Raw genomic sequence first — 13,307 nt, 5'->3', positions numbered from 1 at the left:
CATTTTTGAATACTGTCAAGGGGACAACTTGTCGGCGCGAGAACCTCGTGCCGGTGCGAGAGAGCTATCGCGCCGGGCCGGCCGCCAATGTCACCGAACCACGCAAGCCTGCCAGCTACGGAGCGGATTCTTTATCGCTGGGCGAGTGATGAGCGAGACTCAACGGCAGGACTTGCTTGAGCGCCAGCGCAACCGTCCCGTGGTGCCCTCACGGCCCGATGCGAAGTGCTAAAGATTTGATGCTGTCCGGTGCTGGATCTCCCATAATCCCGAGGCCAGGACGGCGCGTCACGCCGCAGCTCAGGTAATTGGCAACCGAGCGCCAACGAACTCCGCCGGGTTCGATGCGTGAGGATGCCCACGATTGCACAGCACGATGATCGTGTACCCGGAATGTGGATAGACGGCGAAGTCGGCGTTCACCCCTGGAGCGCTGCCGCGATGGCCATAGCTCGCCTCGCCGTTACGCATAGCGATGCGCAAGCCGAGCGACCATTGCGCGCTTCCGGCCGCGACAGTGGGCGTCGTCAGCAATAGGCGGTGGGCCGGATCGAGCAGGGCGCCCGCTCGCAGTGCCGTCGCGAAACGATGCAGGTCATCGACCGTCGAATAGCCGCCACCGGCGGGCAGTCCGCCATAGTAGGACAGCGGCTTCAATCCCGTTTGCGCGGCTCCGTTGAGCGGGACGGCGGTATCCTCCGCTGATGCGACGGCCGAAGTGGCCGTCATGCCGGCGACACGAAAGACACGTTGGTCCAGATGGGCGTCCCATCTTTGGCCGGATATCTGCTCGAGGATCGCGCCGAGCAGTATGAAGCCGAAATTGCTGTAGCCCCAGCGGGAGCCCGGCGGGAACAGTGGATCGCGCCGTCCGAACAGCCGGACGAAGTCGGATAGCGTGCGTAGCTCCGACGCGTGCGCGTCGTAGTCGGCGCCGAAGAAGTCCCCGGTCCCGCCGGTATGCGCGAGCAGCTGCTCGACCGTCACCGATCGGGCAAGCGGCGTATCGGGATAATCCGGCAGGCGCATCGCGATGGTGTCGGTCAGGCTCAGCCGGCCAGCCTGCACGAGCTGCAGCACGCCGACCGCCGTGAACATCTTGCCGGCCGAGCCGATGCAGAAGCGGGTGGCGGGGGTCACGGCCCGCGTATTTCCGGCATCCTGCGCGCCATAAGCCTCACGCAGGAGGACATGATCTCCCTTGGCGACCAGCACCGATCCCGAGAACCGGCCGGCAGCCGCCTCTGTGCGTAATTTTTCGTGAAGTGCGCGGACGGTCGCGCCTTCGCTCGTCCGCCGAACGACGAAGCCGGCCGGCTCGGACGCGCCAGTGAAGGACAGGTCATCGATGAGGCGGCCGCCGATCGACAGCACGACCTTCGAGAACCGCTCCCAGTTGCGGTCGCGGACCCATGCTGTGATTTCTTGGGGGCCTGTCTGCTCACTGCGCAGAAGGACGAAGCCGCCGGACGCCTCGCGCACCCCCAAATCCTCGTCCAGATAAGGGACCAGGCTCGGAATGTTCCGCCTGATGAACTCAGGATAAGTGGCGGCACCGGGATCGTTGAAGGCGGCCAGCCACCGGGACAGCCAGTCTATGGGCATGAGCGATTGCGCGGCGAAAGCACGTTGCGGACAGGCAAGCGCTAGCCCTCCGCTCAAGACATGGCGTCTCGATAGGATCATGAATCAACCTTCACGAATGATCGTTGCACCTAATTAGGTAGGTGCCTACCGATGAGTCAATCGAGATTTGGAGAACCTTGATGAAGGACTATGTTGCGGAAATGGGTGGTGCCGCGCTCGGCGCGCGCCTGCGGCGCCTGAGCGCGACGATCGATGCCGACGCCTCGCGCGTCTATGCCGCGCGCGGGGTCCGGTTCGAGCAGCGCTGGTTCGGCGTTATCAATCAGCTGGCGCTCGTCGGCCCGCTAGGCGTCCGACAGCTGGCCGATGCGCTTGGGATAACGCATGCTTCGGTCAGCGAGACCCGCCAGTCGCTCGAACGGGCGGGTTTGATCGCATCCGAGGCGGACCCTAGCGATGCGCGTCGGCGCGTGCTCACCCTTTCTCCGTCCGGCAAGGCCTTGGTCGCGCAATTGCGGCCGCTCTGGGCTGCCTTTGACGACGCGGCGCGAGCACTCGATGCCGAAGCCGGCAGAGTGACTGAGGCGCTGGCGAGACTTGAAGATGCACTCGCGCGAAAGTCACTGTTCGAGCGCATTGCCGATGGTGCAGCGAGTAGAATCTAGCGACCTCCTAATCCGTCATTTTGGTGGGACGGGGATGTCCACTTCGCGATCCAGCTCCCCAAAGTGGCTGCTCGATTTCAGCCATATCCAACCACGACGGGTAAGCGCCCCAATCGGCGACCTTTGAGGCTCCTGCCGAGGTTCCTGAAAACGGCCATTCGCTTATAGGTTGCGGCGCTCACACTCAGGGCGAGCCACATAACTGGCCGCCGAAGACCTAGAGCCTGACGCCGAAGCGGGCGAGCGCCCAGGTCATGGCGACATAGAGCAGGCAAGTCAGCGCATCCGGCAACCGGATTCCCCTCGGGGAGCCAAGGATCCAGATCAGCCGCCCGAAGCCGCAGCACGGGCAGACATCCGATCAGGCAGGAACGAGTTTCACGGCGCTCGGCTTCGCCGCTGGGAGACCCGCCGTTTTCGCTTGGGCGAGCAATTCCTCCTTACGGGCCAGCATCTGGTCGCGAAGCGCCACCAGATCGACATCCGTCTTGCGGCACTGCGCGAACATGCCCTCCCTGGGCATTTCCTCCTCGCGTACATGGTGCTTGATGTCCTCACCGAGCACCGTCACCTTGGCCTCGAAGAACTCGTCGTCAGGTGATCCGGATTCGATGTCGTTGATCAGAATCTTGGCACCGTCGTGCTCGACATGCGCCTCGTCGAGGACGTCATCGTCGATCTTGCCGCGAAACGCGGGATAGAACAGCTCCTCCTCGACGATCGTATGGATCTTGAGTATCGTGCAAAGCTCGAGCGCGATCTGCCGCTTCCTGGCGCTTCCCTTTGCTTTCTCGAATTTCTCGAATAGCGCCTCCGCGTCGCGGTGATCTGCCTTGAGCAACATGATGGCATCGGTGAACTGCTGCTTCGCCATGTGGCACCTCCCTAATGACGGTCCAACCATCTCCTGCCGAGGGCGTTCCGCCTGAGTGCACGGGCGCGAGATGATTGTTCGTGGCGATCGTGCGTGCGGGCTCAGGGATGCCGATCGCGAAGCCTGCCGCCGATCGCTCCGCTCACGCTTCCGATGAACGCGCCGATGACGAGCGACAGGCCGGTGAAACCAGCGAAGGTGGCAGCGGCCTTGCGTGCCGCGTCGATGGTCTCGCGCGTCGCTAGTGCGTCCACCGGCGGTGGCGGGACATTCGACAGGGCGGCCGCGACAACCGCGACGATCGCCATCAGGACGGTTGCCATGGCCCAAGTCAGAAAGCCATGGGCCGTGTCGCGGAAGAATACTTCGTCAGTGTGGAGCCCATGCCAGCGGACGCGGAGCCTGCCGGCAAGATAGCCGCCGAGAGCGGCCGAGAGCCATTGGGTGATGATCAGCCATATGCCGGCGCCGATGGTGAATGTGGTCGGCTTGGCACCGACGCCGGGCCAAGGCGAGACCGTAGCTAGGCCGAACGCCGAGCCGAGGGCCAGGAGAGTGAGGGTGAGAGCAATCGCGGCGACGGCGCCGGCGATCACGGCGGACCAGGCCACGGCTGAACTTCCCGCTCCGTCGGGAACGCCAGCCGGATAGAGGGCGGGATCGACCGCGCTGAGGGGTTTTTCTGCCATGATCAGTGCCAGAACAGCAGAAGAAGGAGAATGATCGGCAGCGGCACGCCCAGCAGCCACAATAAAATGCCTTTTCCCATGACCACTTCTCCAGCGACCAATGACTTATAGCTCGGCTGCGCAACGTGTTGCCGGGAGCTGGAGTTCCAACGAGTAGCATTCCGGTCAATCGAACGGTCTTGCGGCCGTGCCTCCTGCAACAAAACGGGGCGCCACTTGTTCAGCGATCGCCAAAAAAAGATGAGAAGGGGACACATGGCCGGAAGCGGGCGCGACGGGCATCATCCGATCACCGCGGACGAATGGCGCCAGATCGTCGACAGCGCGGTCGACACGGCGATCATCACAACTGATGTGGACGGCAAGGTCACCAGCTGGAGCAAGGGCGCGCAGCGGATCATCGGCTGGCGCGAGGACGAGATGCTCGGCCGCACGCTCGAGCGGCTGTTTCCGGACGACATTGGCGCGGAAGCGCTCGATCGCGAGATGCGGGACGCACTTGCTATCGGCCGTGGCGGTGGTGCGGAGGGCTGGCGCGTCCGCAAGGACGGCACACGCTTCTGGGCAACCGGCGAGATGACACCCATCCGCGACATCGGTGGCGAAGTCGTCGGTTTCACCAAGGTGCTGCGCGATCGGTCCAGCCAGCGTCAGGCGGAGGAAGCCCTGATCGAGGAGCGTCGCGCGCTGGAGATCCTCAATCGCGCGGGATCGGCGCTCGCCGCGGAGACCGATCTCCACGAGCTCGTCCAGATCGTCACCGACGCCGGAGTCGAGCTCACCGGCGCCGCGTTCGGAGCGTTCTTCTACAATGTGCTGAACGATGCCGGCGAGAGCTACATGCTCTACACGCTGTCGGGCGCGCCCGCCGAGGCCTTCTCGCAATTCCCCATGCCGCGCAACACTCCCGTGTTCGCCCCCACGTTCAATGGCGAAGGCGTCGTCCGCTCCGACGACATCACCAAGGATCCGCGCTACGGAAAGAACGCGCCGCGCAAGGGCATGCCCGAGGGACATTTGCCGGTGCGCAGCTATCTCGCCGTGCCGGTAGTGTCGCGGACCGGGGAGGTGATCGGCGGGCTGTTCTTCGGTCACGGCGACGTCGGGGTCTTCACGCCCGAATCCGAGCGCGGCCTCGCCGGCCTCGCGGCCGAGGCAGCGGTCGCGATTGACAATGTCCGGCTGTTCCAGGCGCTCCAGCTCGAGCTGACCCAGCGACGTACGGCCGAGGCCGACCTGGCCACCAGCGAGGACCGGCTGCGCCTCGCGAACGAGGCAGCGGACATCGGCACCTGGGACTTCGATCCGGTCAGCGGGAAGCTGCGTTGGGACGCGAAATGCAAGGCGCTGTTCGGTCTGCCGCCCGACGCCGAGGTCAGCTACGAGGGGAGCTTCCTCGCCGGGCTCCACCCAGAGGATCGCGAGCGGGCCCATGCGGCGGTCCAGGCTGCGCTCAGCCCGGACGGCTCGGGCGACTACGACATCGAGTATCGCACCGTCGGTCGGGAAGACGGCGTCGAGCGCTGGCTGGCCGCGACCGGCCGTGCGATCTTCGAGGATGGGCGGGCAGTGCGGTTCATCGGCACCGCCATCGACATGACGGCGCGCAAGCGTACCGAGGAGCGATTGCGCGATCTCAACGACCGGCTCGAGGAGAGGGTAGCGGAAGAGGTCGCACGTCGCGGCCAGGCCGAGGAGGCGCTACGCCAGGCGCAGAAGATGGAGGCGGTCGGCCAGCTGACCGGCGGGATCGCGCACGACTTTAACAATCTGCTGACGGTGGTCACCGGTAATATCGGCATGGCGAAGCGGGCGCTCGACGCTGCCGACATTGGCGACGTGCGCGTGCACCGCTCGCTCGACAATGCCATGAAGGGCGCGGAGCGAGCGTCATCGCTGACGCAGCGCCTGCTCGCCTTTTCGCGCCGCCAGCCGCTTGCCCCCAAGCCGATCGACCCGGATAAGCTCGTCACCGGCATGTCCGATCTGCTCCAGAGGTCCTTGGGCGAGCTCGTCCGGCTCGAGATCGTGACCTCCCCCGGACTGTGGCGGGTCGAAGCCGATCCCAACCAGCTCGAGAGCGCGATACTCAACCTCGCGCTCAACGCGCGCGACGCCATGCCCGAAGGGGGCGAGCTCACCATCGAGACCGCCAATGTGCGGCTCGACGAAGGCTATGCAGCCATGCAGGCCGAAGTGCCTCCCGGCGCCTATGTCATGATCGCTGTCACCGACACCGGCACCGGCATGCCGCGCCATGTGATCGAGCGTGCGTTCGAACCGTTCTTCACGACGAAGGAGGTCGGGAAAGGCACCGGCCTCGGGCTCTCGATGATCTACGGCTTCGTCAAGCAATCGGGAGGGCACGTCAAAATCTACTCGGAGGAAGGCGAGGGGACGACCGTCAAGATCTATCTGCCGCGCCTGCTCACCGATCCGGCCGAAGACGAGGAGCAGATGCGCGTGGGGTCCGGATTCGAGGGGAGCCCCCGCCAGGAGACGGTGCTGGTCGTGGAGGACGACGATGACGTCCGTACCTATACCGTCGAGTGTCTGCGTGAGCTCGGCTATCGCGTGCTCGAGGCGCATGATGGCGCGTCCGCGCTCCGACTGCTGGGGCGCCAGGACGACTGGGTCGATCTTCTGTTCACCGACGTGGTGATGCCCGGCATGAGCGGAAGCGAGCTTGCCGAGAAGGCGCGCGAGCTCCGGTCGGGCCTGCGCGTCCTCTATACTTCGGGTTATACGCGCAACGCGATCGTCCACGGCGGGCGGTTGGACCCCGGAGTCGAGGTGGTCATCAAGCCGTTCACCTTCGAGGTGCTCGCCCAGAAGGTGCGGGACATGATCGATGCCGGCGCCGGCATCGGCAGCGTGCTGATCGTCGAGGCCGAGCCCACCGTGCGCTCGCTGACGGCGGAAGCATTGGCCGGAAGCGGGTTCCGTGTGGAAGAGGCGGGCACGGGCAGCGAGGCGCTCGGCAAGGTGCGGGCGGCGCAGGGGCGCTACGATGCGGTCGTGCTGGACGATGCGCTTCCCGATCGAAGCGTTGACGGCCTGCTTCGCGAACTGCGCGCGCTTCATGCCGACCTGCCGATCGTGATCGCTTCGCAGCAGCGCGCGGACGAATTGAAAGAGCAGTTCGGCGACGATCGCTGCGTTCGCGTGATCGCAAAGCCCTACAAGGCAGGCGTGCTCGACCAGACGCTCAAAGAGCTAAGGGTCGCGTGTGCCGAACGAGAAGTCTAGGCCGTAGACCTCATAAGCTCGCAGCCACAGGCGCATTGAGGCGAGCTGGACCAGGGCGAGAAAGTTGGCGGTGAGCTTGTCGTAGCGGGTGGTGACGCGGCGGGAGTGCTTCAGCTTGGAGAAGAACCGCTCGATCGGGTTGCGCTCGCGGTAGAGCCGTTTGCTGAAGCAGGGCTTCCACTTCCGGTTGCTCTTGGGCGGGATGTTGGGCGTGGCGCCCTGGTCCTGGATCAGCTTGCGGATGCGGTCGGCATCGTAAGCCTCGTCGCCAGCACGATGGTACGCGGTTTAAGGTAGTCGAGCAGTGTGTCGGCGATCTGCCCGTCGTGCGTCTGTCCGGCGGTCAGGCCGAGCTGGATCGGGAGGCCTTCCGCGTCGACGACAACGTGGATCTTTGTTGTGAGCCCGTCGCGTGATCGACCGAGACAGTGATCGGCACCCCTTTTTTGCCGTCGCTGCCAGCTGGTGAGCGCGAACGGAGGTGCTGTCGATCATCTGGATGTCGCCGTCGTGCGCGGCGGTGATGGCGTCCATCGGCCTATCCCACACGCCTGCCTTCCGCCATCGCACGAAGCGATTGTAGCAGGCGATGCTCCGCCCGATTAGGAACTCACAGACCGATCCAGGTTGGAACCAAACATCGCAACCTTAGTTAAGCTACCATCGCCGATCGGGAATTCCGGGCGTCGGCGGCTGGAGGTTCGTTTCCTTCGCCCCGACGCGGAGGATTCCATGAGCCCAGATTCCCCCCTTCTCCATTCGATGGTCGCAAAGCTCGCGCGCCGGTACCCGCTCGGACCGAGTGATATCGACACGCTCCTCGCGCTTCCGCACCGGATCGCCCGACTCGAGCGCGGCAGCTTCCTCGTGCGCGAAGGCGACAAGGCGACGCACTGTCGCGTACTCCTGTCCGGCTTCGTCTACCGGCACAAATGCACCGGCGAGGGTGCGAGGCAGATCCTGTCTATTCACCTGAGGGGCGATCTGGTCGACCTGCCCAACGTGATGCTCGACGTAGCCGACGATAATATCCAGGCGCTGACGGACGTCAGCGTGGCGCTCATCCCTGCCCACGAGATCCTCACCCTGGCGTTGGCATCGCCGAGCATCGCCAAGGCGATGTGGGCGGACACGATGGTCGATGCATCGATCCTACGCGAATGGCTGCTCAATATCGGTCAACACAACGCTCGTCAGCGCATCGCCCACTTGATCTGCGAGCTGGCGCTTCGCCAGGAGGATGCGGGGATCTGCGACAGTGGCCAATATCATTGGCCGCTGACACAGGAACAGCTCGGCGAAACAACCGGGCTCACTTCGGTGCACGTCAACCGGACGCTGCAGAAGCTCCGCGCCGAACGCCTGTTGCGGACCTCAGGCCGACAACTACTGGTCGCCGATTGGGAGGGTCTCAAGGTCGCCGGCGATTTCAGGTCCGGCTATCTGCATCTCGCGTCCGCTACGTCGTCGTCCATCCAGCCCGCCCGGAGCCGTGATATGTTGAGAGCCGCTTTGCGTCATTCACAGGAGCACGCTGTCAGCAGACCCGGGTAACGTCGCCGGCACAGCGCGTCGGCCTGTTGCGGCGGCGGGTGCCGTTGAGGGTCGCTCGCCCTGGATCCACCATCATCGGCGCTTCGTCGGTTCGACGGGCGGCTCGATGCTTGCGCGCCAGTCGTACACCCTGGCCATCGTCATATGAATGCGACAGCTAGCGGGGTCCTTGGCTGCCATCGCAGCAGCCCTTTCAACCTCGGCGCGCTTCCTCAAATACTCTCGATCGCTCATGATACGCCTCAGCGTCGTCCTGTCCGGAATGAGCTTTAGAGGATCGCAAGCCTTGGTTCTTTAACAGTTGTTAGAGGCACTTCGGGCAAAATGCCGATACAGTACAAGAGGCCAGCTGTCGGACGGCTGACCTAGCAAATCTTCTGCACCAGCGGTTCGTTCCGCAACGTGACCACGTCCACGCCAGGACCGCGGGTCGCCGCGAACAGGATAGCCTCAGCCACCTCGGCCGGTGGAAGCATCATGTATGCGTCGATCTGCGCGGCCTTCTGTCAGGGATGTTTATCGGCGCGGTTGCCCATGGTCCGTCCTCTGTCGGCGATCGCGGAGGATGCCTTGGACATAACCACGGAGCTAACCGCAAAATTGGCATCGACGGGCATCGTTCCCCGCGCGCTTGACGACTTGCAGCCAACCTGATCTGACAGCATTAGTCAGACATTTGCAGGTGAAGATTGTGAAGGCTTTCGTGTGCGCCGCGATGCTCCTCATACCCTTGGCGGCTGCAGCGCAAACGCCGATCACCTCTCGCTTCAGCGCGGATCCCTCGCCGCACTTCTTTGCCGGGCAGTTCTACGTTTACGCGACCGACGACGCTTCGAACTCCGGTAAGTATTGGGATTCCACAGCATGGCGACTGTACACTTCCAAAGACATGAAAACCTGGGTCGATAAGGGAGCGCCACTCGACGTCACGGTGTTCAAATGGGCGAAGCCCGAAGCGAAGGCCTGGGCACCTGAAGTCGCTTTCCGCCATGGCAAGTACTTTTTCTACGCGCCGATCGGCGGCGACAAGATCGGCGTCGCCGTTGGGAACCAGCCCGAAGGTCCGTTCCGCGATGCTCGAACCGATGCGCTGATCGACAAGGCACGCGATCCGAATGTGGGCGATGAACCCATCGATCCTGCGGTTTTTCTCGACAAGGACGGCCAAGCCTATTTGCTGTTCGGCACGCGCGTGCCGAAGATCGTCAAGCTGAAGTCCGATATGGTCACGCTCGACGGGCCGATCAGGAACCTGACGATCAATGGCTTTCCCCGTGACGATCCCAAGAAAATGTATGGCGAGGCGCCGTTTCTGCACAAACGCGGCGGACTCTATTATTTCAGTTTCTCGACCGGCTGGCCCGGCCAGATCGTCTATGCCACGGCGACGACGCCGCTCGGCCCTTACCAGTATCGCGGCGTGATTCTGGGCTATCTGCCGATTTCGACGAACCATCAGGCGGTACTGGAGCATGCAGGAAAGTCATGGCTGTTCTACCATGACAATCTGCTTCCCGGCGGCGGCAGCCACCGCCGGTCCATCACCTATGCGCCGCTGCGTTACAACCGCGATGGCGCCATAGAGAAGGTAACGCGCCAGACCGTAGAAGTAGAACCATAACGATCAGGACGAGACGCGATCCTGCCGAAACATCTGGCGAACGGCAGCTATCGCACCTGCTTGCCCGAAAAGCCGCCAGTCCGCTTCCGACCCACGAGCAGCTCGCCGTTTTTGACGTAAGTTGCCGGCCGGGAATGCGCCCTCATTTCGGTCATTCGGCCTACCAGCCGGCGATCCTAGAAGCTGCCATTCGCTCAGATATCGATCGCATGGCGGCTATCTGGTGGTTAGCCGACCGGCAGCTTTGGGTACGCGCGATAGCTGCCGGTCCAAATAAGACCTGCAGCGATGGCAGCTAACGCCCGGTAGAAGCCGCATGCGGTCGGAACACGGCGGGATCGATCAGCGCATTTGGCATGACCTGATTGAAGCTCCAGGCTTCGTCGGGGCCGCTGCCATCATCGGTATAGCTCGAGCCCGACACCATCAACCCATGACTCAAGTCCTTCTGTGTGGAGTAGCATGCGATAGATCCAACGAAGCCGTCCCCCATATTTATGCACCGCGCCTCGACACCCGCGACCATCTCATTCGTGCACCGGTTGATGAGAGGCGAACGGTTGCACGGTAGAACTTTAAAGCTCCACCCTAAGCTCTTGAGATTGTCGGCAGTGGTCGACAGGATCTTGAACTCTCGCCGCAAGATGATGCGAGCTGTGCAAGCGGCCGCATCCGACGTTACTGCAGGAGCTGCCCTGAACTCGGCGATGAATTTCGCGCTCCGGTAGATCTGAAGAGTTCCCGACCATTGACGTTCATGCCCTTCGACCACAGCCTTCTTACCGCGAGCCGAACAGGAATTCTCCAGTTGTTCCAATTCATCGTTCACGGCCGCACTGCCGGTGCGCATCTCTGCATACAGGCCACGAAGTTTTGTTTCGTTTGACCCGGAGACGCCGGTTGGAAGCGGGGCTTCAAATAAGCGATCTTCAGGGGCTATAAAAGCGAGAACCAGAATGAGTAGCGCCGAAGCTCCAGCCACAGCTGACGCAGTCATCGCTCGCGACGTCCAGACGCAGTTCGAATTCGTCCGCTGGACATCCCAATTCTCCTCAATGCGGAAACTTCGCACCATAGCGGCCAAAGTCAATATCAGCGCTCAGTATTCACTCATTGGTGGTGGGAGATCGGGGCAGTTTCCCGCGACTAACGGCACTGCGTAAGCGGAGACTTTTCTCAGCCGAAAGCCCAGACGAAGCGTTGGCGGCGGTTTGCCGTGCCGCAGCTCGTTGCTGCGACAAAAAGCAACTTTGCAGATGCAGGTGGCGAGCTTCCAGGCGGCCGCAAATGGAGCGTTCGCCGACTGGCAGCTCCATCGTCCGAAAACGGCACGGCGGCTTCCAGCCTAGCCGGCGTGCCAACTTGGGCGAAAACGGCCGAGATCGGCTGGTCAGCGGACTGGCGGCTTTTGCTGCGCAGCGCGGCGAATTTGCCGCACAGTTCTGACCCAACGGGTGCCGCTGCGGGGGCGACAGCGCGGGCTTGACTACCCGCGAGTGCAAACTGCATCAGCGCCCCCAGCTGGCGCGTCAGTATTCCGCGCTTGCGGGGAAGTAGAGTTGTACCTGGAATACGGCGGGCGGCAGGTCGGCTGGACGACCTGACCTGTCGACCAGCGGGCGATGGCTAACGGCAATCAGGGGAGCCGCGGCGTCACGGACAAACCCGCTATGGACCAACGGGGATGGGAACGGGCCAACCTCCATCTGCGGCTCGACTACACCAAGCGGAGAGTAATGGGCAGCGTCGAGGCGAGTCGTCACGGCGCCAATAGTCAATGAATTCAGTCGCTGAAAGTATCGTGCTACGCAATCGGAACAGGACACTCCTGTCGTAGTGCGCCAGCGCGCGAAGGTTTCGATGCGGAGTTCGACGTATCGAGTCACGCCCGGTTTGCAGAACCGTGTCTCCGCCCATTGGCGCAAGGTGCCATCCGCGCGGCCGCACGCCCGAGTCGATACCACCACTTGGCTCGGAAACGGTGGGTTGGACGCTTCGGAAGTGTTCCCGGCGGCTTCGATGAGGGCGGCAAGCGCGGCGGCGCTCGGCGTGGCGGCTCCATCTAAGTGCTCGATAACGAGCCGAGGGATTTGGAATAATTCGAGGTTGGTCTCGAATCGACGCTCGGCCAATATGGGGCCACCAGCCACGCGCTGCGTCGTTTGACGAGAGGGGGTTGCGTTCGACAACGCGGATTCAGGAACGTCGATCGCTATCGGGTTGGGCTGGCTGCCCGGCGCGTAGGGCGAATATACCCAAGTCCGTCCAGGTGCAGCTGCCGGCTCAATCGACGTGCAACCACTTGCCGCCAGTCCCACTATTCCGATCGCCAGCAGATCACGCGCCTTCTCGTGGGCGCAAAGTGGGATGGCATGACCGATCGCACTCAACCGCTTCAAAGAATTACTTCGGCTTATCATACACCGTCTCGAAGGAACGAGGCAGAATTTACGGGATAGCGACGCAGCGTACTCTCTCTTCGGCAGGCAAATAGTTTAGTCGAGGATGAAGATGGCCATGTATATCTGCAATCGTCAAGGTACGACCGTTTTCGGGCTCGCGTCACAGCGAGGTTCCGACCGCAACTGGGGCGCGAGCGGTCTGGCCGCTTTTGGTTCGCCACTCTGCGCCGCTACGACCGAAGTTGGGTGCTAGCTGCCGAACCGGTTCAATAGCCGAGTAAGCCAACTTGGGCGTCGCTCGATAATCTCGGCCGTGCCCCAGACCGGATCTGAATGCTCGCGATCAAGATAGCCATTGATCCGAATGAGAATTGCGCCACCCGGCCGCCCTTTCCAATCGGCATCCCACGTAACGGCCATGTATGGTCCTTCACTCTCCGGCCTTACGTAAGTGCGCCCAACGGGGAGCCGCTCGGCCAGATCGGACCAAGCAAACTCCGCTACCTCGTATGCGACGTCACTGACACGAAGTTCCAGTTCCCTATTGTCGTTAGATTGCGCACTCATCTCAACCGATGGCTTATCTGCAAAGCGTCATGATCGCTATTGGGGTTGTGAGCAGACCTTCGATCTAAACACGTCGTGCCGACCGTTATGCGCCCTAAT

8 protein-coding genes and 1 pseudogene are annotated in these 13,307 nt (G+C 62.8%); 4 read left to right on the top strand and 5 right to left on the bottom strand.

The genetic code is table 11. The features are described 5' to 3' along the window. Positions 1–300: 300 nt before the first annotated feature. A complete protein-coding gene (locus LZK98_RS17400; RefSeq protein ID WP_233783783.1) occupies positions 301–1,686 on the bottom strand; it encodes a serine hydrolase domain-containing protein in 1,386 nt (461 codons plus the stop codon). Positions 1,687–1,766: 80 nt separating this feature from the next. Between LZK98_RS17400 and LZK98_RS17395 the strand changes: the two genes are divergently transcribed. Beyond that, positions 1,767–2,252 carry a MarR family winged helix-turn-helix transcriptional regulator gene (locus LZK98_RS17395; RefSeq protein ID WP_233783782.1) on the top strand — a complete coding sequence of 162 codons (486 nt, stop codon included), beginning with the start codon at positions 1,767–1,769 and terminating at the stop codon, positions 2,250–2,252. 361 nt (positions 2,253–2,613) lie between these two features. Here LZK98_RS17395 and LZK98_RS17390 read toward each other — a convergent pair whose 3' ends face one another. Both LZK98_RS17390 and LZK98_RS17385 read right to left on the bottom strand, forming a co-directional pair. Continuing rightward, complete coding sequence (locus LZK98_RS17390; protein ID WP_233783781.1) at positions 2,614–3,126, bottom strand: hemerythrin domain-containing protein; 513 nt, start codon at positions 3,124–3,126, stop codon at positions 2,614–2,616. A gap of 101 nt (positions 3,127–3,227) precedes the next feature. Continuing rightward, positions 3,228–3,875, bottom strand: a complete 648-nt coding sequence (locus LZK98_RS17385) for a hypothetical protein (protein ID WP_233783780.1) — start codon at positions 3,873–3,875, stop codon at positions 3,228–3,230. A gap of 195 nt (positions 3,876–4,070) precedes the next feature. Here LZK98_RS17385 and LZK98_RS17380 point away from each other — a divergent pair, with 195 nt between their 5' ends. After that, a complete protein-coding gene (locus tag LZK98_RS17380) occupies positions 4,071–7,064 on the top strand; it encodes a response regulator (RefSeq protein ID WP_233783779.1) in 2,994 nt (997 codons plus the stop codon). Here LZK98_RS17380 and LZK98_RS17375 read toward each other — a convergent pair. Next, positions 7,032–7,664, bottom strand: a pseudogene (locus tag LZK98_RS17375) (IS5 family transposase); the annotation flags it as partial. The gene LZK98_RS17380 and the pseudogene LZK98_RS17375 overlap by 33 nt on opposite strands. A gap of 132 nt (positions 7,665–7,796) precedes the next feature. On the opposite strand from LZK98_RS17375, the gene LZK98_RS17370 reads away from it, so the two are divergent. Both LZK98_RS17370 and LZK98_RS17365 read left to right on the top strand, forming a co-directional pair. Then, positions 7,797–8,618, top strand: a complete 822-nt coding sequence (locus tag LZK98_RS17370; RefSeq protein ID WP_233783778.1) for a Crp/Fnr family transcriptional regulator — start codon at positions 7,797–7,799, stop codon at positions 8,616–8,618. Between the two features lie 682 nt (positions 8,619–9,300). Beyond that, on the top strand, positions 9,301–10,239 hold the full coding sequence (locus LZK98_RS17365) for a family 43 glycosylhydrolase (RefSeq protein ID WP_233783777.1): 939 nt from the start codon (positions 9,301–9,303) through the stop codon (positions 10,237–10,239). A gap of 295 nt (positions 10,240–10,534) precedes the next feature. Here LZK98_RS17365 and LZK98_RS17360 read toward each other — a convergent pair whose 3' ends face one another. Then, on the bottom strand, positions 10,535–11,236 hold the full coding sequence (locus tag LZK98_RS17360; RefSeq protein WP_233783776.1) for a hypothetical protein: 702 nt from the start codon (positions 11,234–11,236) through the stop codon (positions 10,535–10,537). Positions 11,237–13,307: the final 2,071 nt, after the last annotated feature.

The sequence above is a fragment of the Sphingomonas cannabina genome, from assembly GCF_021391395.1.
GTDB classification, from domain to species: Bacteria; Pseudomonadota; Alphaproteobacteria; order Sphingomonadales; family Sphingomonadaceae; genus Sphingomonas; species Sphingomonas cannabina.
This window is presented reverse-complemented; position numbering and strand designations above follow the sequence as displayed.